At 45.1% G+C, this 24,510-nt stretch carries 23 protein-coding genes and 1 pseudogene; 15 read left to right on the forward strand and 9 right to left on the reverse strand.

Features of this window, described 5'->3' with window-relative positions:
- Nucleotides 1-89 precede the first annotated feature (89 nt).
- A complete protein-coding gene (locus BLL41_RS00680) occupies nt 90-527 on the reverse strand; it encodes an HIT family protein (RefSeq protein WP_071576417.1) in 438 nt (145 codons plus the stop codon).
- A gap of 486 nt (nt 528-1,013) precedes the next feature.
- Here BLL41_RS00680 and ecsA point away from each other — a divergent pair, with 486 nt between their 5' ends.
- Genes ecsA through BLL41_RS00695 form a run of 3 tightly spaced genes read left to right on the forward strand, consistent with a single transcriptional unit; the run spans nt 1,014 to nt 3,705 of the window.
- A complete protein-coding gene (ecsA, locus tag BLL41_RS00685; protein WP_071576418.1) occupies nt 1,014-1,757 on the forward strand; it encodes an ABC transporter ATP-binding protein EcsA in 744 nt (247 codons plus the stop codon).
- Nucleotides 1,750-2,976 (forward strand): ABC transporter permease EcsB, encoded by a 1,227-nt coding sequence (ecsB, locus tag BLL41_RS00690; RefSeq protein WP_071576419.1) that lies wholly within the window; start codon nt 1,750-1,752, stop codon nt 2,974-2,976. Before ecsA ends, ecsB begins: the two co-directional genes overlap by 8 nt.
- Nucleotides 2,977-2,997: 21 nt before the next feature.
- Nucleotides 2,998-3,705 carry an EcsC family protein gene (locus BLL41_RS00695; protein ID WP_071576420.1) on the forward strand — a complete coding sequence of 236 codons (708 nt, stop codon included), beginning with the start codon at nt 2,998-3,000 and terminating at the stop codon, nt 3,703-3,705.
- Nucleotides 3,706-3,723: 18 nt separating this feature from the next.
- Here BLL41_RS00695 and sndC read toward each other — a convergent pair whose 3' ends face one another.
- The 4 genes and pseudogenes from sndC to hmoB form a co-directional block, all read right to left on the reverse strand.
- Nucleotides 3,724-4,914: an N-acetyl amino acid acetylase SndC gene (sndC, locus tag BLL41_RS00700; protein ID WP_071576421.1), complete on the reverse strand. Its 1,191-nt coding sequence runs from the start codon at nt 4,912-4,914 to the stop codon at nt 3,724-3,726.
- A 72-nt stretch (nt 4,915-4,986) separates the two neighbouring features.
- Entirely contained in the window at nt 4,987-6,378 is a 1,392-nt protein-coding gene (locus BLL41_RS00705) for a hypothetical protein (RefSeq protein WP_083427888.1), read from the reverse strand.
- Nucleotides 6,379-6,446: 68 nt separating this feature from the next.
- Nucleotides 6,447-6,764, reverse strand: a pseudogene (locus BLL41_RS00710) (hypothetical protein).
- 44 nt (nt 6,765-6,808) lie between these two features.
- Nucleotides 6,809-7,309 (reverse strand): heme-degrading oxygenase HmoB, encoded by a 501-nt coding sequence (gene hmoB, locus BLL41_RS00715; RefSeq protein WP_071576424.1) that lies wholly within the window; start codon nt 7,307-7,309, stop codon nt 6,809-6,811.
- 121 nt (nt 7,310-7,430) lie between these two features.
- Between hmoB and BLL41_RS00720 the strand changes: the two genes are divergently transcribed.
- The 6 genes from BLL41_RS00720 to BLL41_RS00745 all read left to right on the forward strand — a co-directional run bounded on the left by BLL41_RS00720 (nt 7,431) and on the right by BLL41_RS00745 (nt 16,316).
- A complete protein-coding gene (locus BLL41_RS00720; protein ID WP_071576425.1) occupies nt 7,431-9,575 on the forward strand; it encodes a transglycosylase domain-containing protein in 2,145 nt (714 codons plus the stop codon).
- A gap of 121 nt (nt 9,576-9,696) precedes the next feature.
- Nucleotides 9,697-10,758 (forward strand): uroporphyrinogen decarboxylase, encoded by a 1,062-nt coding sequence (gene hemE / locus BLL41_RS00725; protein WP_071576426.1) that lies wholly within the window; start codon nt 9,697-9,699, stop codon nt 10,756-10,758.
- 71 nt (nt 10,759-10,829) lie between these two features.
- A complete protein-coding gene (hemH, locus tag BLL41_RS00730) occupies nt 10,830-11,762 on the forward strand; it encodes a ferrochelatase (RefSeq protein WP_071576427.1) in 933 nt (310 codons plus the stop codon).
- A 14-nt stretch (nt 11,763-11,776) separates the two neighbouring features.
- Nucleotides 11,777-13,189, forward strand: coding sequence for a protoporphyrinogen oxidase (gene hemY / locus BLL41_RS00735; protein ID WP_071576428.1), 1,413 nt, complete (start codon nt 11,777-11,779; stop codon nt 13,187-13,189).
- Between the two features lie 149 nt (nt 13,190-13,338).
- Nucleotides 13,339-13,914 carry a TetR/AcrR family transcriptional regulator gene (locus BLL41_RS00740; protein WP_014476332.1) on the forward strand — a complete coding sequence of 192 codons (576 nt, stop codon included), beginning with the start codon at nt 13,339-13,341 and terminating at the stop codon, nt 13,912-13,914.
- Between the two features lie 74 nt (nt 13,915-13,988).
- The gene (locus BLL41_RS00745) at nt 13,989-16,316 is read left to right on the forward strand and encodes a YhgE/Pip domain-containing protein (RefSeq protein ID WP_071576429.1); all 2,328 of its coding nucleotides are present in this window, start codon (nt 13,989-13,991) and stop codon (nt 16,314-16,316) included.
- A gap of 41 nt (nt 16,317-16,357) precedes the next feature.
- Here the strand turns inward: BLL41_RS00745 and fabHB are convergent, their stop codons facing one another.
- Nucleotides 16,358-17,335 (reverse strand): beta-ketoacyl-ACP synthase III FabHB, encoded by a 978-nt coding sequence (fabHB, locus tag BLL41_RS00750; RefSeq protein WP_071576430.1) that lies wholly within the window; start codon nt 17,333-17,335, stop codon nt 16,358-16,360.
- A 127-nt stretch (nt 17,336-17,462) separates the two neighbouring features.
- On the opposite strand from fabHB, the gene BLL41_RS00755 reads away from it, so the two are divergent.
- Nucleotides 17,463-18,239, forward strand: coding sequence for a YhfC family intramembrane metalloprotease (locus BLL41_RS00755; RefSeq protein ID WP_071576431.1), 777 nt, complete (start codon nt 17,463-17,465; stop codon nt 18,237-18,239).
- An 83-nt stretch (nt 18,240-18,322) separates the two neighbouring features.
- On the opposite strand, the gene BLL41_RS00760 is transcribed toward BLL41_RS00755, so the two are convergent.
- Nucleotides 18,323-18,517 carry a hypothetical protein gene (locus BLL41_RS00760; protein WP_041517777.1) on the reverse strand — a complete coding sequence of 65 codons (195 nt, stop codon included), beginning with the start codon at nt 18,515-18,517 and terminating at the stop codon, nt 18,323-18,325.
- Nucleotides 18,518-18,654: 137 nt separating this feature from the next.
- Between BLL41_RS00760 and BLL41_RS00765 the strand changes: the two genes are divergently transcribed.
- Complete coding sequence (locus BLL41_RS00765) at nt 18,655-19,695, forward strand: M42 family metallopeptidase (RefSeq protein WP_071576432.1); 1,041 nt, start codon at nt 18,655-18,657, stop codon at nt 19,693-19,695.
- Nucleotides 19,696-19,707: 12 nt separating this feature from the next.
- A complete protein-coding gene (locus tag BLL41_RS00770) occupies nt 19,708-20,115 on the forward strand; it encodes an ASCH domain-containing protein (RefSeq protein ID WP_071576433.1) in 408 nt (135 codons plus the stop codon).
- Between the two features lie 37 nt (nt 20,116-20,152).
- Here BLL41_RS00770 and gltT read toward each other — a convergent pair whose 3' ends face one another.
- Nucleotides 20,153-21,442, reverse strand: a complete 1,290-nt coding sequence (gene gltT, locus BLL41_RS00775) for a glutamate/proton symporter GltT (RefSeq protein WP_003245579.1) — start codon at nt 21,440-21,442, stop codon at nt 20,153-20,155.
- A gap of 270 nt (nt 21,443-21,712) precedes the next feature.
- Nucleotides 21,713-21,847, reverse strand: a complete 135-nt coding sequence (gene yhfH, locus BLL41_RS00780; RefSeq protein ID WP_071576434.1) for a protein YhfH — start codon at nt 21,845-21,847, stop codon at nt 21,713-21,715.
- Nucleotides 21,848-22,004: 157 nt separating this feature from the next.
- Here yhfH and BLL41_RS00785 point away from each other — a divergent pair, with 157 nt between their 5' ends.
- From BLL41_RS00785 to BLL41_RS00795, 3 genes are all read left to right on the forward strand, one after another.
- Nucleotides 22,005-22,739 carry an MBL fold metallo-hydrolase gene (locus tag BLL41_RS00785; RefSeq protein WP_003233185.1) on the forward strand — a complete coding sequence of 245 codons (735 nt, stop codon included), beginning with the start codon at nt 22,005-22,007 and terminating at the stop codon, nt 22,737-22,739.
- A gap of 12 nt (nt 22,740-22,751) precedes the next feature.
- Nucleotides 22,752-23,747, forward strand: a complete 996-nt coding sequence (lplA, locus tag BLL41_RS00790; protein WP_071576435.1) for a lipoate--protein ligase — start codon at nt 22,752-22,754, stop codon at nt 23,745-23,747.
- 64 nt (nt 23,748-23,811) lie between these two features.
- Complete coding sequence (locus BLL41_RS00795; RefSeq protein ID WP_071576436.1) at nt 23,812-24,456, forward strand: SDR family oxidoreductase; 645 nt, start codon at nt 23,812-23,814, stop codon at nt 24,454-24,456.
- Nucleotides 24,457-24,510: the final 54 nt, after the last annotated feature.

The following is a 24,510-nucleotide window of genomic DNA, read 5'->3' on the forward strand; positions in this document are numbered from 1 at the left end:
CAAAAATTCAGTTTTTTGATAAAAAATTAGAATTATCAAAAGAAATTGACGGATGTTTGTGAAATGTTCACAAATGAAATAACCTCATCTTATGATGAGGCCAGGCGTTTTGCGATAGAGGAAGAGATGTTCTTCAGATCTTCCGGTTTATAATCATCAGCATGCGTTTTCCAAACCGCTCCGAATCCATCTCCTTTTCCGTAGCGAGGGATAATATGCATATGGTAGTGGAACACAGACTGTCCAGCTTTTTCGCCGTTATTGTTCAGCGTATTTAAGCCGATCGGTTCAAATTCATCCCGGATAGCGCGGGCGATTTTCGGAACAGCATGAAAATATTGTTTAGCTAATTCATCTGTAAATTCATACACATTCTCAATATGTGTTTTCGGAATGACAAGCGTATGGCCTTTTGTCACTTGGCTGATATCAAGAAAGGCAAGTACATGTTCATCTTCATACACCTTCGCGGATGGAATGTCGCCGGCGATAATTTTACAAAAGATACAATTCTCTGCACAATGCATGAGGGTTCCTCCTTATGAAATTGTTTAATATGTATACACTCATCGTACCACAGAAATGCAGAAAATAGAAAACAGGATGAACGGCGAGCGTTCACCCTGAATGCAGAGGAAGAGCTTATATGAAGAAAATGTGTTATGCCTTTGGTAAGCACCTCATTTGTCAATAAAATGAAGACTTGTTAATGCCTAACGATTCCTGCGATAAACACCTCATTTGACAATTTGCTTCATACATGAAGAATTCATCAATTCAGTGAAGAGAAATGGTTTGAGCATTGGACATGTTTATTTTCTATCCAACTGTTTCTAAGACGTCTTTGACAAACACCTCATTTTTCAGTTGATATGCTTTTCCTCTACGACTATTATGATGTCCAGAACCCTGTCTCTTTATGACAGCAAATTCATCATTTGTTAAAAGGGAATTGTTTCAAATCAAGCCTTGTTTTTGGTACTATGAAGAAAAACACTATAAGGGGAGAAACTATGTCTCTGCTATCGGTAAATGACTTAACCGGCGGATATACAAGAAATCCGGTTTTAAAAAACGTATCATTCACCCTTGAACCGAATCAAATAGTCGGCTTAATCGGGCTGAATGGTGCTGGTAAAAGTACAACAATCAGACACATCATCGGGCTGATGGACCCGCATAAAGGTTCAATCGAATTAAACGGTAAAACCTTTGCTGAGGATCCGGAAGGCTACCGTTCACAATTCACCTATATACCTGAAACACCTGTTTTATATGAAGAACTGACTTTGAAGGAGCATCTTGAATTGACAGCCATGGCATATGGCCTGTCAAAAGAAACGATGGAGAAAAGGCTGCCTCCGCTTTTAAAGGAATTCCGAATGGAAAAGAGGCTGAAGTGGTTCCCGGCCCATTTTTCCAAAGGAATGAAGCAGAAGGTTATGATTATGTGCGCATTTTTGGCAGAGCCTGCGCTCTACATTATTGATGAGCCTTTTCTAGGGCTTGATCCACTTGCCATTAACGCGCTGCTTGAACGGATGAATGAAGCGAAAAAAGGCGGGGCGAGCGTGCTGATGTCAACGCACATTTTGGCAACGGCAGAACGCTATTGTGATTCGTTTATTATTTTACATAACGGCGAGGTGCGGGCGCGCGGCACGCTGTCAGAGCTCAGAGAGCAGTTTGGAATGAAAGACGCGGCGCTGGACGATTTGTATCTTGAGCTTACAAAGGAAGACGCTGGCCATGAATAATATGCTTGATATTTGGCAGTCGCGGCTGCAGGAGCATATCAAAGAAACAAGAACATACATGAAATATATGCTCAACGATCACCTTGTCATTGTTTTGATCTTTTTTCTAGCTGGCGCTGCAAGCTGGTACAGCAAATGGATACGGGACATCCCCGCTCACTTTCCGTCCTTTTGGGTGATGGCCGTGCTGTTTTCACTCGTGTTGACAAGCTCTTATGTGCGAACGCTTTTGAAGGAGGCTGACCTTGTTTTCTTATTGCCTCTTGAAGCAAAAATGGAGCCTTACTTGAAGCAGGCGTTTGTCTACAGCTATGTGTCTCAGCTGTTTCCGCTTATTGCGCTGAGCATCGTTGCGATGCCGCTTTATTTCGCAGTCACGCCGGGTGCTTCGCTCGTATCGTATGCCGCGGTCTTTGTCCAACTGTTGCTGCTGAAAGCGTGGAATCAGGTAATGGAATGGCGGACGACCTTCCAAAACGACCGCAGCATGAAACGGATGGACGTCATCATTCGCTTTGCGGCGAATACACTCGTTCTTTATTTTGTTTTCCAATCTGTTTATATGTATGCGCTTCTCGTCTATGTCATTATGGCTGTTCTTTATCTGTATATGTCTTCCGCAGCAAAACGGAAAACGTTTAAATGGGAAAGCCATATTGAGTCCGAATTGAGACGAAAGCAGCGTTTCTATCGGATTGCCAACCTGTTTACTGATGTGCCGCATTTGCGAAAGCAAGCGAAACGCAGAGCTTATCTCGACTTTTTTCTGCGGCTTGTGCCGTTTGAACAGCGCAAAACATTTGCCTATATGTTCACCCGCGCCTTTTTGCGTTCGAGTGATTATTTGGGTATTCTTGTCAGGTTAACGATCGTTTTTGCACTGATCATTATGTATGTCTCAGCTAGCCCGCTGATTGCAGCGGTTTTGACTGTGTTTGCCATTTTCATTACGGGCATTCAGCTTCTGCCGCTCTTCGGCCACTTTGACCATTTGGCTCTTCAAGAGTTGTACCCTGTGAAAAAAGAAACAAAGCTGAAAAGCTATTTCTCTCTATTAAAAACTGCACTTAGTATTCAAGCGCTGCTGATGTCTGCTGCATCTGCCTATGCAGCCGGTTTGACCGGTTTTGTTTACGCGCTGATCGGTTCTGCCGTTCTGATTTTTGTTGTTCTGCCGTCTTATATGACAACCAGACTGAAAAAACATGGCAAGCTGTGAGCTTAAAAAAGGGGTAGTTAAATGACAGATAATCAGCTGATGCAGGAAGCCCTTCAATGGAAAATGCATTTTTTGCGAAAGGATTCCATGTTTGAACGCTTTTCGAAGCGTGTGCAAACGAAGGTGAATGAGCGGATTCCTGAAAAAATCCATACGGCCGTCACCGAGAGCGTAAAAAAAATGGTGGAAGCGACGATGGCGGGCTCCAATATCATTACCTATAAGAAGGATACAAGCACACTTTCGCTAAGTGAAAAGAACGAACTGGCGAAAAAAACGATTGCTTCTTATCAGAAGGTGGCGGCTGCTGAGGGAGTCGGCACCGGAGCAGGCGGCATTTTTTTAGGCATTGCCGATTTCCCGCTGCTGCTTTCTATTAAGATGAAGTGTTTATTTACTTTATCCTCAATTTATGGCTTTGATGTGAAGGATGCACAAGAAAGAATGTTCCTGCTGCTCGTGTTTCAGCTTGCGTTTTCGAGTGATGATGGCCGAAAATCGCTTTTTTCTGTCATCGAAAATTGGGATAAGGAGAAAAAGAGCATCGACTGGAGAGTGTTCCAGCAGGAATATCGCGATTATATCGACGTCGTGAAGCTTTTTCAGCTTTTGCCGGGCGTAGGAGCGGCAGTCGGCGGGATTGCCAATTATAAGCTGCTGGCACAGCTTGGAGAGACGGCAAGACACATTTTTCATCTGAGGATAGTAAAGGAAACAGCCGGAGAATAAACATTCCGGCTGTTTTTTTTATAGCTTATGATAGGTGATCGCAGCGCCTGCAAGGACCTTGGCTGCTGTCAGCATTGCTTTTTCATTAATATCAAATTTCGGATGGTGATGTGAATAGACCCGCTCTGGCTGTTCAGGAGCGGCACCTGTAAAGAAAAAAGTGCCTTTCACGTTTTGTAAGTAATAAGCAAAATCCTCGCCGCCCATTTGCGGTTCACCGGCAATGACCTGCTGAACACCCTCGATGTTTTTGGCGATGCTGGCCAAGTGGTTAGTTTCTGCAGGATGGTTCACAACCGCCGGATAGCCCCGCTCATAGTTGTACTCATAGGACGCGCTGTGCATACTGCATACCCCTTTTACAACCGCTTCAATTTCTTTCTCCAGAATGTCCCGGACATTTTCATCAAATGAACGTGCTGTACCGATCAGTACTGCTTGGTCTGCGATGACATTAAATGGATTGTCTGCGATAAAGGAGCCTGTCGAAATGACGGCGGATTGAATAGGATTGACCTTGCGGCTGACAATGTGCTGTAAAGAGGAAACGATTTGCGAACCGATCAGGACGGCGTCTTTTGTATCATGCGGATGAGCGCCGTGGCCGCCCTTTCCGAGGACTTTAATCGTAAATCGGTCCGCCGCCGCCATTACGGCGCCGGGGCGGCAAAGAATGGTTCCGAGCGGTTCGGTTGCCCAAAGATGGGTGCCGAATATCACATCCGCGTTTTCGAGACAGCCGTCATCAATCATTGGCTTTGCGCCTCCTGGATAATATTCTTCCGCATGCTGGTGGATCATCACAAAAGTTCCCTTCAGCTCATGTCTGTTTTGGTGAAGGACCTTGGCCACTGCGAGAAGAGCTGCCGTATGGCCATCGTGGCCGCATGCGTGCATGACACCGGGCACTTTTGAGGCGTAAGGGACGTCTTTTTCATCTTGAATGGGGAGAGCGTCAAAGTCGGCCCGCAAAGCGACTGTAGGGCCTGGTTCGCTTCCTTCTATATATGCTAAAACCCCTCTGCCGCCGACGTTCGTGCGGATTGGGACTCCTAGCGATTCATAATAGGAAGCAATAAATGCGGCGGTTTTTTCTTCTTGAAACGAGAGTTCAGGATACATATGGAAATGGCGCCTGATCTCAACTATTTCTTCAAAACAGCTGTCGAGCTGTTTGTTTATCTCTTTCTGCAGTGTGGATATGGACAAAGCCGCTTCCCCCTTTTCTATGCTTTTTCATGATTGTATAGGAAAATTCTGAATACTTCAACTTGCGCTGTTTCAAAGCATCATCACGGCTGCGATTGTTGTCACGAAAAGGCCAATCGCGACGGGAATGAAGTTTTTTCTGGCTAGTTCAAATGGATCAACTTTGCAAATGGCCGCAGCGGGAATCAACGCCCATGGGACCAGTGTTCCTCCGCCCACCCAAATGGCAGAGATTTGTCCGAGTGCGGTCAGGACGGCGGGGTCGGCATGGAGAGCGGACGAAAAGAGCTTTGCAATGGAGCCGGCAAGAGAAATGCCTGAAAATCCTGAGCCGTCGAGGCCCGTTATGGCTCCAGCGGCAGTTAATGCAGCGGCGGCAAGCTCCTTTGACATAGGAATCATATGGGATAAAGCAATGCCGAGATCGTTGACAATGCCGTGGGAACCTTTAGGGAGTGAATTGCCTATTATGCCTTCATAGCCTGAGTCGCCAAGATAAAAGAAAGCGGCAATCGGGATGACGGGGCCGAAAACCTTAAACCCGAACTTAAACCCGTCAATAAAATAGCCGGTGATTTTTTCAAGCCCTTTATGCTTATACACGAGAAAATGAACGGTTAGGAGGATACAGATTGCAGACCCGCCAATTAACGCGGTTGCATCATTTCCTTGCAGGTTAAACAAGAGCATGCAGGCGATATCAGCAAGAAAGACAAGCGGAATCAAAAAAGCCAGTATGGACCGCATGCGTTTTGGCAAGTACAGTGAGTTGTCTTGTTCGCTGGAAAAAACGGGGGAAAAAGAAGCGGGAGGCTCCTGTTTTCTGTGCTCGCGCTGAATCATGATAAAGGCAGCGGTTGTTGTTGTCACACCCATAATCAGCACAAGCGGAATGCTGGCCGAGACGACATCACCCACTGGAATGCCTGCTGCATCCGCAGTCAGCTTTGGCGCCGCCTGAATGACAAAGTCTCCTGACAGGGCAAAACCATGCCCGAATAAGTTCATGGCCATGGCTGCTGCAAGAGGCGTCAAACCGGCGCGTGCGGCTGCCGGGAGCAGGACGGCGCCGATCAATGCGACACCCGGAGAAGGCCAGAAGAAGAGAGAAATGGCGAACATCAGGCCTCCAATCAGCCAATAGGCAGTCACAGGCCCTTTTACAAGGCTTGTAAAGGGAGAAATCATCGCTTCATTTATGCCTGTTTTTGTTAATAAATCACTCATCGAAACGATAAAGCAAATGATGAAAATCGTGGGCAGCAGTTCGCCGGCCGCATAGATAAAGCTGTGGAATAAGCTGCTGACAGAGGCTGAAAGTGAATGGCTGGCCCATAGCGATATGATAAAAATGCCGAATAAGGAAATAAAGGTCGTATCTTTTCGCAGCAGCATAAATAGGATAATCGCTCCAATAAACAACACGTACAGAACATGGATAGACAAAATCCCGACTTCCATCATTGATCACTCCTTCCGCTCCCTACAGATTATTCATAGGCGGGCGGAAGGTGCCGGGACAGAAGGCTGAGTTATGATGGAAGATGAACATTGATCTGTTTCATTTGTTCAGATAAAACATGCTTTAACACTTTTTTCGCTTTTTGCTGTTGCGCTGGGCAGCAATCAGGAGAAAAAATAACAGCACCGTCAGCAAGCCACTGTTTTCTGTAGGCGATGATGCTTTCCGCAGGTTCTAAATATGAACCATCTTCGTGCTGCATCTCGTACTCGTCAAAACCGAACTGAAAACCGCAGCACGGGCAGATTTCATGAGAATGATTGCCTTCATGATCATATGGCGGTTCAGCCAATCCCTTAAACCCGCAGACTGGGCAAGTATGCTTCATTTTGCTTTCCTCCCAATAAAATAAGCTGCCGGACATGCCGGCAGCTATTCGACAGCGAAATATGTGGTGACATAGGAAGGCCGGGAGAAGATCGACGTTGTGTCAATTCCGGCAGATGTATCGCGTTTTTTGTGGGCTTCTTTGTAAGAACCGGACTGCTGCCAGTCTTGAAAGGCGCTTTCCGTTTCCCACAAGGTCAGAATGACATAGGTGTCACTGTCAAGCGGACGGAGCACTCGAATTGCTTCAAAGCCAGGCTCGTTTTCGACTTTTCCCGCTCTGTTTTTAAATCTGTTTTCAAACAGCGGACGCCCTTCCTGAGTGACGGCAATATTGTTCAATACTGCAAAACCAGGATGTTTGATCTCTCCGACTTGGTCAATGACTTCATAAGCATGTGGTGCCTGGAAAACGGTATCTCCGTTTGTTTCATGAATCAAAATCGCGTTTTCCTGCCCCTGCATCAAAAGGATATGCTCTGAGGGATGCTTCTCAACGATCTTTTTTAAAAAATCGGCTGTCCCATATGTAATATAAACCTTCATATCAGCCACCTCCTGCTTGCTAGTATACCAAAACAATGGTATAAGTTTCTATTGGCGAGTGCTTCGAACATAATTCCAAACAATTTTTCCCATACTACCCTTAGAAAGGCGAGGTGAGTTCATGTTTAAGATAAAGAAAAAGAAACTTTTTATACCTATCATTATTTTAGTGTTAACTGCTTTTCTCGCTTTAATAGGATATATTTCAATTATTTTTCTCGGGCATTATGTTATAGATGAAAAGAAGCTGATACTTCATGCCTCTTCAAAAATTGTGGATCAAAACGGAGATGAGGTTGCAAGCCTGTATACAGAAAACCGCGAGCCGGTTTCGATCAATGAGATTCCCAAGCAAGTCAGAGAGGCGTTTATCGCTGTTGAGGATAAAAGATTCTATGAGCATCACGGCATTGATGCGAAATCTGTCGGAAGGGCAGTGTACCGCGATATATTAGCAGGCGGAAAGGTGGAAGGCGGAAGCACAATCACCCAGCAGCTTGCTAAAAATATTTTTTTGACACATGACAAAACGTTTCTAAGAAAAACAAAAGAAGTGATCATTGCGATCAATCTTGAACGGGATTACAGCAAGGACAAGCTGCTTGAAATGTATTTGAACCAGCTTTACTTCGGACACGGAGTCTACGGCATACAAGCGGCGTCCCACTATTATTTTAATAAAGAAGTAAAAGATTTGACTGTATCTGAAGGCGCTGTTTTGGCTGCTATTCCGAAGGCGCCTTCTACGTACTCGCCGATTTTGCACCCTGATAAAAGTAAGGAGCGGCGTGATACAATTCTAGGCATGATGAATGACCAAGGCTATATCAGTGCGAAAGAGGCTGTCACCGCGCAGGGCCGGACGCTTGGGCTGCACGTGAAGAAACAGTCGGAAACACCTTGGTTTGACAGCTACATTGACCTTGTGATCAAAGAGGCAGAAGACAAGTATTCCATTTCAGGAGAGCAGCTTCTTCAAGGCGGATACACGATTAAGGTGCCGCTTGATTCGAAGCTGCAGAAGACGGCTTATCAGGTGATGAAAGAGGGAAGCTATTATCCCGGAACAGATCAGAATGCCGAGGGAAGCGCGGTTTTTATTAATAATAAGACAGGCGGTGTAGAAGCGGCCATCGGCGGAAGGGATTACACATCCAAAGGATATAACCGTGTCACAGCTGTCCGCCAGCCGGGTTCCACATTTAAGCCGCTCGCAGTATACGGACCGGCGATGCAGGAAAAGAAATTTAAGCCATATTCTCTATTGAAGGATGAGTTGCAGTCCTACGGAGATTATACGCCGAAAAACTACGACAGCCGGTATGAGGGCGAAGTCACTATGTCTGATGCCATTACGTATAGCAAAAACGCGCCGGCTGTCTGGACGCTGAATGAGATCGGCGTCGAAACAGGAAAATCTTATTTGAAAGCAAACGGCATTGATATCCCTGATGAAGGCCTTGCTCTTGCTCTAGGCGGCTTGGAAAAAGGTGTTTCACCGCTCCAGCTTGCCGGCGCGTTTCATACTTTTGCCGCGAATGGAACGTATACTGAACCGTTCTTTATCTCAAGCATAATAGATGAAGACGGAGAAACAATAGCCGATCATAAAGGAGAAGGAAAACGGGTATTCAGCAAGCAGACGTCTTGGAATATGACGAGAATGCTGCAGCAGGTAGTCAAAAAAGGAACGGCCACGTCTGGCATCTATCACGGCGACCTGGCGGGAAAAACAGGTTCAACGTCTTATACAGGCGTCTCCGGCGCGACAAAGGACGCCTGGTTTGCAGGCTATACGCCGAAAATAACCGGGGCAGTCTGGATGGGCTATGACAAAACGGACCAAAATCATTATTTGAAAGCTGGGAGCTCATACCCGACGCAGCTGTTTAAGGATATTTTGACACAGGCAGGAGAAACCGGTGCTGTGTTCACAAAGCCTAAAAATGTTAAGGAGCTGGAAAGTCCGATTGAGCTGAAGCCGGTCAAAACACTCACAGCCGATTACACATTTAAAGCAGCGGGGCTCTTTACTATTGAATTAAAGTGGGACGCCCAAGAGGATGATCGGGTTATGTACAGAATTTATGTAAACAAGGACGGCAAGGAGACGCTTCTTGATTCGGTTGAAGGGAAGGGAAGCTATGAAATCCCTTATGCCAACTTGTTTTCGGGCGCTTCTTATAAAATTGTGCCTTATAATTCACAGACAAAAAGAGAAGGGGAAGGAACCGAATACGTTCAGCCGAAACTATTTTCCTCTTAATGGAATTCGGCGATTTTTTGAACTTTGAGCTTCATTTCTATACCATTTGCCTAAAACAAGGTATAGTGTAATAAGTCAAGAAATACGAACGTATGGTTGCAGTATGAAAGGTGGAAATCAGATGAGTAAACGAGAAACGTTTAACGAGACGTTTTTAAAAGCTGCACGGGGAGAAAAAGCGGATCACACGCCTGTATGGTATATGAGACAAGCAGGGCGCTCACAGCCGGAATACCGTAAGCTGAAGGAAAAATACGGATTGTTTGAGATCACACATCAGCCCGAACTTTGTGCGTATGTCACAAGGCTTCCGGTTGAGCAATACGGAGTCGATGCTGCAATCCTTTATAAAGATATTATGACTCCGCTGCCGTCAATCGGTGTGGATGTTGAAATCAAAAACGGGATCGGACCTGTGATTGATCAGCCGATCCGGTCTTTGGCGGACATTGAAAAACTCGGCCAAATTGATCCGGAACAGGACGTGCCGTACGTGCTTGAGACGATTAAACTGCTTGTCAATGAGCAGTTGAACGTCCCGCTCATCGGTTTCTCAGGTGCGCCTTTTACGCTGGCCAGCTATATGATCGAAGGCGGCCCATCTAAAAATTACAATAAAACAAAAGCCTTCATGTACAGCATGCCGGATGCATGGAATCTGCTGATGTCCAAGCTTGCCGACATGATCATTGTGTATGTGAAAGCGCAGATTAAATCAGGCGCAAAAGCGATTCAAATCTTTGATTCGTGGGTCGGCGCGCTGAATCAGGCAGATTACAGAACATACATCAAACCCGTGATGAACCGGATCTTTTCAGAGCTTGCCGGGGAAAATGTGCCTCTGATCATGTTTGGTGTCGGTGCGAGCCATTTGGCATCTGATTGGCATGACCTTCCACTTGATGTGGTTGGGCTGGATTGGAGACTCAGCATTGATGAAGCCAGATCAAAAGGAATCACCAAAACAGTGCAAGGCAACCTGGATCCGTCCATTTTGCTTGCGCCATGGGACGTCATTGAGAAGAAAACGGCGAAAATACTTGATCAAGGAATGAGATCGGACAACTTCATTTTTAACCTGGGACACGGGGTATTTCCTGACGTCAGTCCTGAGGTTTTGAAAAAACTGACAGCATTTGTCCATAAATATTCACAAAACAAGAAAATGGGTCAATATTCCTAAGCATATCTTTTGGTATCATGATGATATCCTGTCAAAATGTTTGTATCAGATCATTAAAGAGGGTGTAAACAGTGAGTAGAAAGAAAATGGGGCTTCTCGTGATGGCGTACGGCACGCCTTATAAAGAAGAAGATATCGAACGTTATTATACACATATCAGAAGAGGCAGAAAGCCTGAGCCTGAAATGCTTCAAGATTTGAAAGACAGATACGAAGCAATTGGCGGCATTTCACCGCTTGCTAAAATCACAGAGGAACAAGCGCACAAGCTTGAACAGCACTTGAATGAAATTCAGGACGAGATTACGTTTAAAGCGTATATCGGACTGAAGCATATCGAGCCGTTTATTGAAGACGCCGTAGCAGAGATGCATAAAGCCGGCATTACAGAAGCAGTCAGCATCGTGCTGGCGCCGCATTTCTCCACGTTCAGCGTTCAGTCCTACAACAAGCGTGCCAAAGAAGAGGCTGAAAAACTCGGCGGTTTAACGATTACGTCAGTAGAAAGCTGGTACGATGAACCGAAGTTCGTGAAATATTGGGTTGACCGAGTGAAGGAAACATATGCGTCAATGCCTGAGGATGAAAGAGAAAACGCGATGCTCATCGTATCCGCACACAGTCTGCCGGAAAAAATCAAAGAATTTGGAGACCCTTACCCGGATCAGCTTCATGAATCTGCGAAATTGATTGCTGAAGGTGCAGGCATTTCCGAATATGCTGTCGGCTGGCAAAGTGAAGGGAACACGCCTGATCCGTGGCTCGGACCTGATGTTCAGGATTTAACCCGCGATTTATTTGAACAAAAAGGCTATCAAGCGTTTGTATATGTTCCTGTCGGGTTTGTCGCGGATCACTTAGAAGTGCTTTATGATAATGATTATGAATGCAAAGTGGTTACAGACGATATCGGTACAAGCTATTACCGGCCGGAAATGCCGAATGCCAAGCCTGAGTTTATTGATGCTTTGGCAACAGTCGTATTAAAAAAATTAGGACGTTAAAGAAGGCGATGAACATGAGTGACGGAAAAAAACATGTAGTCATCATCGGCGGCGGCATTACCGGTTTAGCCGCCGCCTTCTATATGGAAAAAGAAATCAAAGAAAAGAATCTGCCGCTTGAACTGACACTTGTTGAGGCAAGTCCGAGAGTCGGCGGGAAAATCCAGACTGTCAAGAAAGACGGCTATATCATCGAAAGAGGGCCAGATTCATTTCTGGAACGGAAGAAAAGCGCTCCGCAGCTTGTTAAAGATTTAGGGCTTGAGAATTTGCTTGTCAACAATGCGACCGGACAATCCTATGTGCTTGTAAACCGCACCCTGCATCCAATGCCGAAGGGCGCCGTAATGGGAATACCGACAAAAATTGCGCCGTTTGTTTCTACGGGTCTGTTTTCCTTGTCCGGGAAGGCGAGAGCTGCTATGGATTTCATCCTGCCTGCAAGCAAAACAAAGGGTGATCAGTCATTGGGAGAATTCTTCCGCAGACGTGTCGGAGATGAAGTGGTCGAAAACTTAATCGAGCCGCTTCTATCAGGGATCTATGCAGGCGATATTGATAAGCTCAGCCTGATGTCGACATTCCCGCAATTTTACCAGACGGAACAAAAGCATAGAAGCCTGATTCTCGGCATGAAAAAAACAAGGCCTCAAGGCTCAGGCCAGCAGCTGACGGCAAAGAAACAAGGGCAGTTCCAGACTCTGTCAACCGGATTGCAAACCCTTGTTGAAGAGATCGAAAAGCAATTAAAGCTGACGAAGGTGTATAAAGGCACAAAAGTGACCAAGCTCAGCCGTGGCGGCTCTGGCTACTCGCTTGAACTGGATAACGGTGTCACACTTGATGCTGATTCAGTAATTGTGACTGCTCCGCATAAAGCGGCTGCGGGAATGCTTTCTGAGCTTCCTGCCATTTCCCATTTGAAAAATATGCACTCCACTTCCGTGGCAAACGTCGCTTTAGGCTTCCCGAAAGGCGCCGTTCAAATGGAGCATGAGGGAACGGGCTTTGTCATTTCAAGAAACAGTGATTTTGCGATCACAGCCTGTACGTGGACGAATAAAAAATGGCCGCACGCAGCGCCGGAAGGCAAAACGCTGCTTCGGGCATATGTCGGAAAAGCCGGAGATGAATCCATTGTCGATCTATCAGATAATGACATTATCAACATTGTGTTAGAAGACTTAAAGAAAGTCATGAACATAAACGGCGAACCGGAAATGACATGTGTCACCCGATGGCATGAAAGCATGCCGCAGTATCATGTCGGCCATAAGCAGCGCATCAAGGAGCTGCGTGAAGCACTGGCATCTGCATATCCGGGTGTTTATATGACAGGCGCTTCTTTTGAAGGTGTCGGCATTCCCGACTGCATTGATCAAGGAAAAGCTGCCGTGTCTGACGCGCTTACCTTTTTATTCAGCTAAAACCTCCGCCATAAAGCGAAGGTTTTTTTTGTGCTGTGTGATGGCAATATTGTGTAAAAAAATGATTGAATTGAGCAGCAGGTTATGATACATTTGCATATGTACTTAATGACTAAAATGTTCAAACGGTCAGTTTCGAGGTGAATACAATGTCAATAGATCGAAAAAAGCTCATTTTGGAGGCAGCTACAAAATCTTTCACGCAGTTCGGGTATAAAGCGACGACAATGGATCTTGTCGCAAAACTTGCGAACGTGGGGAAGGGAACCATTTATACTTTTTTCAAAAACAAAGAAGAGCTGTTTGACGAGATTTTCACTACTTTATTAAAGGAAATGAAGCAAAAAGCGGATGAAGCGATGGAGCCGAACCTTCCGTTCCATGAAAATGTGCACAGAGCGCTGTTTGCCATTCTGGAGTTCAGGAAAACACATCAGCTGACGATTAAAATTTTCCAAGAGAATGCCGAGATTGGTACAATGGCAGTTCAGGAAGTGATCCAGAAAATGGAGCGATCCATACTGTCTTATATAAAAAGTAAAATTGAAGACGGGATTAAAAGCGGCGCAATCAAGCCGTGCGACCCTGAACTGACAGCTTTTGTGATGCTGAAGCTTTATATCGCGCTCATTTTTGACTGGGAAAAACAACACCCCCCGCTTGATAAAGAGACAATTGCGGGACTGCTTGAATTGTATGTTGTCAAAGGATTGTCAGCGAACTAGATAATCCTTTCTCTTTGCAAGAAGATGACCATTTTTCATGATGAGTCAGTTTTAGTTAGAATGGAGGCATCAGGATGAACACAATACGAAGTCAGTGGAAAGACATCGTAACAAGTAAAAAATTATTGATTCCCATCATCGCCATTTTGTTTGTCCCGCTTATTTACAGCGGCGTATTCTTAAAGGCTTATTGGGACCCGTACGGCACAGTTGACCAGCTGCCTGTCGTGGTCGTCAACCAAGACAAGGGAGCAACGTATGAAGGAGAAAAACTTCAAATCGGTGATGATCTGGTCAAAGAATTAAAGGATAATAACAACTTTGATTGGCATTTTTCCAATGATCTTGACCAATCGTTAAAGGACTTATTAAATCAAAAATATTATTTAGTTGTCGAGATTCCTGAGAATTTTTCTAAGAATGCCAGCACTGTGTTGGACAAAAATCCGAAAAAATTGGATCTGAAATACCATACAAATGCCGGTTCCAACTATGTAGGGGCAACGATCGGCGAAAAAGCGATTGATAAACTGAAAGCCTCTGTTTCTAAAGAAGTGACCGAGCAATATACGAAAGTTATTTTTGATAACTTTAAAGATATCGCAAAAGGGTTGAGCGACGCGAGCAGCGGCGCGAAAAAAATTGATGACGGCACAAAGGATGCGAAAAACGGAAGCGCCCAGCTGAAAGAAAATCTGGAGAAGCTGAAGGAAAGCACTGCCACTATCAGTGACAAAACGGCGCAGCTTGCAGATGGAGCGGCTCAGGTAACGAGCGGCATCCAATCACTTGACAGCTCGCTCGGTAAATTCCAGGACAGCAGCAACCAGATTTATGATAATTCTAGTAAGCTTGCAGCAGGATCTGGCAAGCTGACAGGCAAACTAAATGAACTGAATGCCGGCCTTCAAAAGGTGCAGCAGGGCTTGCCTAATCTTACAAACGGGCTGGATCAGCTCAACAGTAAAGCGCAAGAAGAGTCGGAGAAAGCGGCAAAAGCGGAAAAACTCATTAATGCGCTCGATTTAACACAGCTTGAAACAGCTGTGAACAATCTGGAAAAGTCAGAAACTGCGATGAAGGAATTTAAAAAACAGCTGTCTGACTTTGAAAACAGTTTGAAAAACCGTGATCAGGCATTCAAAAATCTCATCAACTCGAGTGATTTCTTAACAGCAGAGCAAAAAAGCCAGTTGATCAATTCTGTTGAGAAAAAGCTTCCGCAAGTTGATGCGCCTGATTTTGATGAAATTTTAAGTGGGCTTCCTTCAGCTGATCAGCTGCCTGACATCGCAACGATAAAAAGCTCATTGGAAGATGTGAAAGCGGAGGTTGCCCAGGTGAAGGCATTGCCGGAAGCTACCTCTAAGCTTTATAACGGCGCAAAAGCCACTCAAGACGCGATTGACAAATTAACTGCTGGATCTGAGAAAATATACAATGCGTCACAGCAGGTAACAGATGGCCAAACTAAACTGACAGCCGGCATCGGTGAATATAATAAGCAGTTCGCAAAGGCAAAAGCGGGCTCAGAGCAATTGGTGACAGGAAGCAGCCAAGTATCCGGCGGATTGTTTAAGCTGTTAGACGGGTCTAAACAGGTCCAAAGCGGATCATCAAAACTGGCAGACGGATCTGCATCACTTGATACAGGTTTAGGCAAGCTATTAGACGGCACAGGAGAGCTATCTAGTAAGCTGAAGGATGCGGCTGACCAAACAGGAGATATCGATGCTGATGATCAAACATACGGCATGATTGCCGATCCGGTTAAAACCAAAGATGATGCCATTCATTCCGTTCCTAACTATGGAACAGGGCTGACACCTTATATCCTGTCAATGGGCTTATATGTCGGCGGCATCATGCTGACGGTTGTCTTCCCGCTGAAGGAGGCGTCAGGACGTCCGAGAAACGGTTTTGAGTGGTTCTTCAGTAAATTCAACGTCATGATGCTTGTTGGAATCATTCAATCGCTGATTGTGGCGACGGTTCTTCTATTGGGAATTGGGCTCGAGGTAGAGAGCACGTGGAGATTTTACGTGTTTACGATTATTACGAGTCTCGCTTTCCTGGCGATGATTCAATTTTTGGCTACCACAATGGGCAACCCGGGACGTTTTATCGCAGTCATTATTTTAGTGCTGCAGCTGGGAGCGAGCGGAGGAACCTTCCCGCTTGAATTGCTCCCGAATTTCTATCAGGTCATCCACGGCGCATTGCCGATGACCTACAGCATTAACGGATTCAGAGCGGTCATTTCAAACGGGGACTTTGGCTACATGTGGCAGATGGCCGGCGTCTTAATCGGCATCGCCCTCGTCATGATTGCACTAAGCATTACCTACTTTACAGTGTTAAGCCGGAAGGAAAAAACATCGGAAGAACAGCCGGCTTCATAAAGAAAAAGAACTTGTTTCCTTGGAAACAAGTTCTTTTTTTGTTACATTCCCCATCTAATAAGCAATCCTGTGTAGGTTAATCCGCCGCCAAATCCGAAAAGCATCACAGTTTGATCTTTTTTCAGCTTCCCGGCTTTCACTGCGAGATCGAGCGCCAAAACAATGGAAACCGAAGAAGTGTTTCCATAGTATTCAACACTAGTGAGCGTTTTTTCAATCGGGAACGGTGTTTTTTCACAAATTGACTCGATCATGCGCAAGTTGGCGCTGTGAGGAACAAACCAATCGAGGCCATCAGAGCTGAGTCCTGCTTTATGTAAAAGCCGTTCAAATTCGCCCGGGATCGTTCTTACGGCCCATTTATATACTTCGCGGCCGTTTTGGACCATTTTTCCGGAACCAGCAAGCTGCACACCGTTTATTTCATTTCGCAGTCCGGCACGATACAAAATCTCGCCGCCGTTCCCGCTTGTTCCTTGAACAGACGCAAGAAATCCTGGCGTCTCTTCCTCTCGCTCCACTAACAGCGCACCCGCGGCGTCGCCGAACAGAACGCATGTCGTTCGATCAGTATAATCGGTTACCTTTGACAATGTCTCCCCGGCGATGACGAGAATTTTTTGATGAAGGCCGGATGTGATCAATCCATTTGCCAAATGAAGACCGTATGTCAGTCCGGCGCACGTCGCATTAATATCCAGCGCGCCGGTGTTTTCCCAGCCGAAATATTCCTGCACGCGGCATGCCGTACTCGGAAAAGCGTAATCGGATGTTGTTGTGGCAACGAGGATCATATCGACATCATCAAGTGTGCCTTTATAGCGGCTCTTGAGGTCCTTCACTGCTTCGATGCATAAATCAGAGGTGAACTGCTGTTCATCTGCAATCCGGCGTTCTCTCATGCCTGTACGCTGAACGATCCATTCATCAGATGTATCAACGATCTTTTCTAAATCAGCATTGGTTAAGCGTCTGCTCGGCGCATATGTGCCGATAGCTGTAATTTTTGCTTTAGACATATGAATCACTCCTTATGGTCAGATTATAACACTAGATATTAGTATCTGGTACTAATAAGAAGGTTTTTTTGTAAAAAAAGAGAAGTGTAGAATAGGGAATCTATGAAATAGAAAAGGAGGCTGAAAAATGGTCAGTCAAGGAGCAGTAGTCTTTTTGGCGTTATCCGGGGCTATTGCGTTTCTGTTGCCGATCGGGCTGATTGTATGGTTTAAGCGAAAGTATGGCGCCTCGCTTAAAGTGTTTTTTATTGGCGCTCTCACGTTTTTTGTCTTCGCTCAGCTGCTGGAAGGCGGCGTTCATGTGTATGTACTGCAAGTGAATGAAATGACGAAAGAAGCGTTGCAACATCCTTTGTGGTATGGCATTTACGGCTGCTTGATGGCCGGCATTTTTGAGGAGTGCGGAAGGTATATAATGATGCGTTTTTTTATGAAGCGCCATCATACTTGGGCGGATGGCCTGGCTTTCGGGGCAGGCCATGGCGGGCTTGAAGCCATCCTGATTACAGGCTTGTCCTCTATCTCACTTATTGTATACGCATTTGCTATTAATAGCGGGACGTTTGAACAGCTTTTGGTCAATGGCGACGTCAAACAGGCGCTTTTGCCGATACAGGAGCAGCTGCTGCATACCCCTTCGTATGAATGGCTGCTGGGCGGAATAGAAAGAATCAGCGCCATTGCTGTCCAAATCGGGCTGTCGCTGCTAGTCCTGTACGCGGTTAAAAGCCGCCGGCCGCTGTTTTTGCTGTGTTCTATTCTTTTACATGCACTGTTTAATGTTCCGGCGGTTTTATATCAAAGAGGAATCATAGGGCATGCCGCTGCTGTTGAAATCATCGTTGCTTTTATAGCTGCTTTATCAGTGTATTGGATTGTAAAAGCAAAAAGGCTGTTTCAATAAAAGGTCCAAGCAGCAGCAAAGCCCGCTTGGAAAAATGTGAATGGAAATATTCATTAAGCATGGGTCATCAGAATATTTCTGATTCAGTCTTTAGCAATGACAGCAAGAATGTCTGTGTTTTTTACAAGAGAAACAATGGTGTTTCTTTTTCTTCTTCTTCTCGCAAGGGTCATGGCATTCTTTCTTTTTCTTGCAATGGTCGTGGAAATCTTTATCGAACCACTCGTCAAAGAACCAAAAATCATCGAACCAATCGTGACAACGACATTTCTGTTCATGTGAATGACGACAGCACATAGAAATCCCTCCTCTTCCCATGCTCTCTATAGCATATGAGAGATTGATAGGAAAAGATTGGACGGGTCCCTCGGGAAAAGAGTATATTTTAAGTAGAAAATAAAAGGAGGAATGCCCTATGACGTCCGTACGTAAAACGATGGAGCTCATTAAAGAACTGGTATCGATCCCAAGCCCGACAGGAAATACATATGAGGTGATCAATTATATTGAAAGCCTTTTAAAAGAATGGAAGGTAGAAACGGTTCGGAACCACAAGGGCGGCTTAATTGCAACGCTTCCAGGACGCGACACATCCCAGCATCGCATGCTGACTGCGCACGTTGACACTCTCGGCGCTATGGTAAAGGAAATTAAAGCGGACGGCCGGCTGAAAATCGATTTAATCGGCGGGTTCCGCTACAACTCGATTGAGGGGGAGTATTGCCAAATTGAAACCGCCTCAGGAAAAACGTACACAGGCACCATTTTAATGCATCAAACGTCTGTGCACGTATACAAAGACGCGGGAAAGGCTGAGCGGAATCAGGAGAATATGGAGATTCGCCTAGATGAACCTGTTCACTGCCGGAAAGATACGGAGGAGCTTGGCATTGGTGTCGGAGATTTTGTGTCGTTTGATCCCCGTGTCGAGATCACATCAAGCGGATATATTAAATCGCGCCATTTGGATGACAAAGCAAGCGTTGCCTTATTGCTCCGCTTAATTCATCAAATTCAAACAGAAGACATTGAACTGCCATATACAACCCATTTTCTCATTTCCAATAATGAAGAAATCGGATACGGCGGGAATTCGAATATTCCTCCTGAAACGGTTGAATATTTGGCGGTTGATATGGGGGCTATCGGTGACGGGCAGGCGACAGATGAATATTCAGTATCAATCTGTGTGAAGGATGCGAGCGGGCCGTATCATTACCAGCTGAGAAAGCATTTAGTTCAATTAGCCGAGAAGCATCATATTGACTATAAGCTTGATATCTATCCGTACTACGGGTCTGATGCGTCAGCAGCGATCAAATCAGGGCATGATATTGTGCATGGCCTCATCGGGCCGGGAATTGACGCTTCCCATGCATTTGAACGCACTCATAAATCATCTCTTCGCCATACCGCTAAGCTTCTGTATTACTATGTACAGTCACCAATGGTATAAGGGGAAGGGCGAATGAAAATTTATAAGCTGAAAAGCACATTCGGCTGGGAAGGTGATGACGGGCTGGGAGAACAGCTGATTCAGCAGATCATTGCCGGAGAAAAAACAGCTACGTGCGCGCCGAGATCATTATATTCAAAAGATGAATTGAGGGACGTTTATCAAACAGCAGGTCAGCTTGTTACCGTTTATGATAAACACGACAATCCAAGATGCAATATAAAAGTAACAGACGTCTTTGAAACCACCTTTGGGGCGCCTGATATGAGGTTAGTCAAAGGAGAGGGCAATGGAGACCGAATTGACGAATTTCAAAAGGATCATCGGATGGCTTGGACGGAACTGATCAAAAGCGGTGAACTGGAGCTGGATGAGGATACTGTTTTGATTACAGAGCTGTTTGTGCTTGTTCAAGACTAAAAAAAGCCTGCGGGATATGAACCCCGCAGGCTTTTCATTAACCGGAAATGGTTGCGTTTTGCTCTGTTTTCGATTGGGACATAACAGTTTCTGCTTTCGCAGGGTTAAACATGCCTTCCCATTTAGACATCACAACAGCAGCAAGCGCGTTACCAGTCAGGTTGACAACTGTACGTGCCATATCCATGATGCGGTCTACGCCGGCAATAAAGGCAAGTCCCTCAGCCGGAACGCCGATGGTGCCAAGCGTCGCAAGCAAGACAACAAAAGAAGTACCAGGCACGGCAGCCATCCCTTTAGATGTCACCATTAAGACAAGCACAAGCGTAATTTGGTGCCAAATTGTCAAATCAATGCCGTATACCTGTGCCAAAAACAGAGCGGCAATGGATTGATAGAGAACGGAACCGTCTAAGTTAAACGTATATCCGATCGGAATCACAAATGAAACAATGCCTTTCGGGCACCCGATTTTCTCCATTTTTTCCATGATGCGCGGAAGAACAGTTTCAGAGCTTGATGTGCTGAACGCCAGTAAGATTTCGTCCTTCATGTAAGCAAGGAACTTGAAAATGCTGATGCCAGCTATTTTTGCGACAATACCGAAAATAACAATTAAGAAGAAAGCAAGCGCGACATAAACCAATCCGACGAGCTTTCCGAGAGAGATAAGAGAACCGAGTCCGAATTTCGACACAGTCACTCCGATAAGCGCGAAAACGCCGAATGGCGCCACTTTCATCACAAGGTTTACAACGTGGAACATGGCATGGGATACACCTTCAAAAAAGGCTAATACAGGCTTGCCTCTTTCACCGATTGCGGAAATACCCAATGCAAATAGTACTGTAAAGCAGATGATGGCTAGAAGATCCCCTTCGACCAACGACTGGAAGAAGTTTGTCGGCACAATATGGAGGAACGTTTCCGCCACTGATTTATTACTTTGTTCTTTTTCAGTTTCAACATATTGACTGATGTCCGATTTTTGAGCTTCGTGTATATTAACTCCTGTACCCGGATGGAAGATGTTTGCAAGGGCTAGTCCGAGAATAATGGCAAAAGTCGTGATGATCTCGAAGTACAGAATCGTTCTGAAGCCTAGTTTACCGACTTGCTTTCCATTTCCTGCACCGGCTACACCGATGATTAAGCTGGAGACAACAATAGGAATCACTATCATTTTGATTAAGCGTAAAAAGAGATCCCCGATTGGCTGCAGGTAAGTAGGCAATGCTGGGTTGCCATACCAAATGACGCCAACAATGACACCTAGAATAAGTCCAACGAATATTTGTGTGGCTAATCCAAACTTAATTCTTTTCATAGATAACCTCCCAAAAAACAAAGTATCAACATATATCATGAATAGACATATATTTAATCTCACTATTAGATCAAATTATAATAGATAAGAAATGAATTCGTCTACAGTAAATTATATTTCGAAAATAAAGAATATTCAATGATGTTGCGATAATCACCAGAATTATCTAAAAACGGGTGAACTTTGACCTAACCTGACTATTATTTCAAAATTAAGAGATGTGTGAATAAATAAGAAAATCCCACGCATAGGGCGCGGGATTTTTGCTCATTACAAATCATTTACTTTTATACAGTTGTTGCAGATATTACCATAGCACTCATGCTGCTCTTCTATCTTTTTTCCGCATTCCGCGCACTTTTTCGAAGGCAGGTTTCTAAAAAATTCTGTGATTTTTCCCAGCATAACCAATCCCTCTTTCCCCTTTGTAGTGACTCCATTGTAATATAACAGATTATGAAAATCAATAACTGTTTTGATACAATGTTTAAAACATGCTTTTTTCAAGAAAAATGGGTATATTGAAGGAGGAACAATTTTCTTGAAAAGATAGGAGGACATTATGAAAGTTACAGTTATCGGATGCTATGGCGGTTTCCCGGCCGCAAATGAAGCGACGTCAGGCTATTTGTTTCAGTCAGGTGATTACTCCCTGCTTGTCGATTGCGGCAGTGCCGTATTGTCTAAGCTGTTCGGCTATGTGCCGGCGGAAAAGCTGGATGCGGTCGTTCTGTCTCATTATCACCATGACCATATTGCTGATATCGGGCCGCTGCAATTTGCCAAGCAAGTCGGTTCGTTTCTCGGCAAAGGAGAGCATACGCTTCCGATTTACGGACATGATGCTGATATAGAACAGTTTCAAAAGCTTACATATAAAACACATACGAAAGGCATTGCCTATCAGCCGGATCAGCCGCTGACTGCCGGTCCGTTTACGATCACATTTTTAAAAACGATTCACCCGGTGACGTGTTATGCCATGCGGATTACTGACGGCAGCCACACTGTCGTTTATACTGCTGATTCCAGCTATCAGGATTCATTTATACCGTTTTCGAAAGATGCTGATTTATTGATCTCGGAATGCAATTTTTATGCCGATCAAGACGGTACAAGCGCAGGCCATATGAACAGTCTGGAAGCCGGGCGCATTGCAAAAGAAGCCGGAGCTGGAGAGCTGCTGCTGACACATTTGCCGCATTTTGGCGTGCATGACAATCTTCGCAAAGAAGCGAAAACCGTTTTTAACGGCGAAGTGAATATTGCGAAATCAGGTTTTGTGTGGGAAGGATAAAGGAGGAGCACCATGTTATTTATAGACAATCAAAATATCAATGATCCGCGGATCAATCTTGCTATCGAGGAGTACTGTGTCAAGCATTTAGACCCTGAACAGCAGTATTTGCTCTTTTATGTGAATCAACCGTCTATTATCATTGGGAAAAACCAAAATACAATAGAAGAAATCAATACAAAATATGTAGAGGAAAACGGGATTATCGTCGTCCGCCGTTTATCAGGCGGGGGCGCTGTGTACCATGATCTGGGGAACTTGAACTTCAGCTTTATCACCAAGGATGACGGGGACAGCTTTCATAACTTTAAAAAGTTCACTGAGCCGGTGATTCAGGCGTTACATCAACTCGGGGTTGAAGCGGAATTAAGCGGCCGGAACGACATTGTAGTAGATGGCCGGAAAATATCCGGAAACGCCCAGTTTGCAACGAAAGGCCGTATTTTCAGCCATGGCACCCTCATGTTTGATTCAGCGATTGATCATGTTGTGTCAGCATTAAAGGTGAAGAAGGATAAAATTGAATCAAAAGGCATCAAATCGATCAGAAGCCGAGTGGCAAACATCAGTGAGTTTCTCGATGATAAAATGACCACCGAAGAATTCCGCAGCCATTTGCTTCGCCATATTTTTAACACAAACGACATTGGAAACGTGCCGGAGTATAAGCTGACGGAAAAAGATTGGGAGATCATTCATCAAATTTCGAAAGAGCGCTACCAGAATTGGGATTGGAACTACGGCCGCTCACCGAAATTTAACCTTAATCATTCGAAACGTTATCTGGTTGGGTCGATCGATTTGCGCCTGGAAGTCAAGAAAGGCAAAATTGAGGACTGCAAAATCTTCGGAGATTTCTTCGGTGTCGGCGATGTATCTGATATTGAAAACCTGCTGGTCGGAAAACAATACGAACGCAGTGTCATCGCTGATGTGCTCGAAGATGTGAATCTTAAGCATTACTTTGGGAACATTACGAAAGAGGATTTCCTTGATCTGATTTATTAAGGCAAAACACATCGTTTGAAAGAGCGGTTGTGTTTTTGAAATAATGGAGGCAGGAGGGATTCACATGAAAGTGTTTCTAATCGGAGCGAACGGACAAATCGGGCAAAGACTCGTCTCTTTATTCCGGGATCATCCTGATCATTCCATTAGAGCGATGGTCAGAAAAGAAGAACAGAAAGCGTCTCTCGAAGCTGCCGGTGCAGAAGCTGTGCTTGCGAATCTGGAGGGCGGGCCTGAAGAAATCGCCGCCGCGGCAAAAGGGTGCGACGCCATCATTTTCACAGCGGGTTCCGGCGGCAGCACAGGTTATGATAAAACGCTGCTGGTGGATCTTGATGGAGCGGTAAAAGCCGTTGAAGCGGCGGACATTGCCGGAATCAAACGGTTTATTATGGTCAGCGCCTTGCAAGCCCATAACCGTGAAAATTGGAATGAGGCACTCAAACCTTATTATGTGGCCAAGCATTATGCTGATAAAATTCTGGAAGCAAGCGGTTTAACCTATACGATTATCCGTCCGGGAGGCCTTCGCAATGATCCTGGAACGGGAACAGTTTCAGCAGCGAAGGATCTGGAGCGGGGATCTATTTCCCGTGATGACGTTGCAAAAACGGTCATTGCCTCTTTAGATGAAAACAATACGGAAAATCGGGCCTTTGATCTGACAGAAGGAGATACGCCGATTGCCGAAGCATTGAAGAAACTATGACTGAACTGACACTCGGGGCTTTTTGCTCTTGAGTGTTTTTTTCTGTTTCTCTAT

The organism is Bacillus sp. FMQ74, from assembly GCF_001875785.1.
Taxonomy (GTDB): Bacteria; Bacillota; Bacilli; order Bacillales; family Bacillaceae; genus Bacillus; species Bacillus stercoris.

What these genes read in the sequence shown, in the direction of transcription:
- BLL41_RS00695 (WP_071576420.1), top strand. Translation starts at nt 2,998, where the DNA reads ATGACAGATAATCAGCTGATGCAGGAAGCCCTTCAATGGAAAATGCAT.
- BLL41_RS00795 (WP_071576436.1), top strand. Translation starts at nt 23,812, where the DNA reads ATGAAAGTGTTTCTAATCGGAGCGAACGGACAAATCGGGCAAAGACTC.
- hemY (WP_071576428.1), top strand. Translation starts at nt 11,777, where the DNA reads ATGAGTGACGGAAAAAAACATGTAGTCATCATCGGCGGCGGCATTACC.
- BLL41_RS00755 (WP_071576431.1), top strand. Translation starts at nt 17,463, where the DNA reads ATGGTCAGTCAAGGAGCAGTAGTCTTTTTGGCGTTATCCGGGGCTATT.
- ecsB (WP_071576419.1), top strand. Translation starts at nt 1,750, where the DNA reads ATGAATAATATGCTTGATATTTGGCAGTCGCGGCTGCAGGAGCATATC.
- hmoB (WP_071576424.1), bottom strand. Translation starts at nt 7,309, where the DNA reads ATGAAGGTTTATATTACATATGGGACAGCCGATTTTTTAAAAAAGATC.
- BLL41_RS00785 (WP_003233185.1), top strand. Translation starts at nt 22,005, where the DNA reads ATGAAAGTTACAGTTATCGGATGCTATGGCGGTTTCCCGGCCGCAAAT.
- BLL41_RS00770 (WP_071576433.1), top strand. Translation starts at nt 19,708, where the DNA reads ATGAAAATTTATAAGCTGAAAAGCACATTCGGCTGGGAAGGTGATGAC.
- fabHB (WP_071576430.1), bottom strand. Translation starts at nt 17,335, where the DNA reads ATGTCTAAAGCAAAAATTACAGCTATCGGCACATATGCGCCGAGCAGA.
- lplA (WP_071576435.1), top strand. Translation starts at nt 22,752, where the DNA reads ATGTTATTTATAGACAATCAAAATATCAATGATCCGCGGATCAATCTT.
- hemE (WP_071576426.1), top strand. Translation starts at nt 9,697, where the DNA reads ATGAGTAAACGAGAAACGTTTAACGAGACGTTTTTAAAAGCTGCACGG.
- BLL41_RS00765 (WP_071576432.1), top strand. Translation starts at nt 18,655, where the DNA reads ATGACGTCCGTACGTAAAACGATGGAGCTCATTAAAGAACTGGTATCG.
- yhfH (WP_071576434.1), bottom strand. Translation starts at nt 21,847, where the DNA reads ATGCTGGGAAAAATCACAGAATTTTTTAGAAACCTGCCTTCGAAAAAG.
- ecsA (WP_071576418.1), top strand. Translation starts at nt 1,014, where the DNA reads ATGTCTCTGCTATCGGTAAATGACTTAACCGGCGGATATACAAGAAAT.
- BLL41_RS00705 (WP_083427888.1), bottom strand. Translation starts at nt 6,378, where the DNA reads ATGATGGAAGTCGGGATTTTGTCTATCCATGTTCTGTACGTGTTGTTT.
- BLL41_RS00745 (WP_071576429.1), top strand. Translation starts at nt 13,989, where the DNA reads ATGAACACAATACGAAGTCAGTGGAAAGACATCGTAACAAGTAAAAAA.
- BLL41_RS00680 (WP_071576417.1), bottom strand. Translation starts at nt 527, where the DNA reads ATGCATTGTGCAGAGAATTGTATCTTTTGTAAAATTATCGCCGGCGAC.
- BLL41_RS00760 (WP_041517777.1), bottom strand. Translation starts at nt 18,517, where the DNA reads ATGAACAGAAATGTCGTTGTCACGATTGGTTCGATGATTTTTGGTTCT.
- gltT (WP_003245579.1), bottom strand. Translation starts at nt 21,442, where the DNA reads ATGAAAAGAATTAAGTTTGGATTAGCCACACAAATATTCGTTGGACTT.
- BLL41_RS00740 (WP_014476332.1), top strand. Translation starts at nt 13,339, where the DNA reads ATGTCAATAGATCGAAAAAAGCTCATTTTGGAGGCAGCTACAAAATCT.
- BLL41_RS00720 (WP_071576425.1), top strand. Translation starts at nt 7,431, where the DNA reads ATGTTTAAGATAAAGAAAAAGAAACTTTTTATACCTATCATTATTTTA.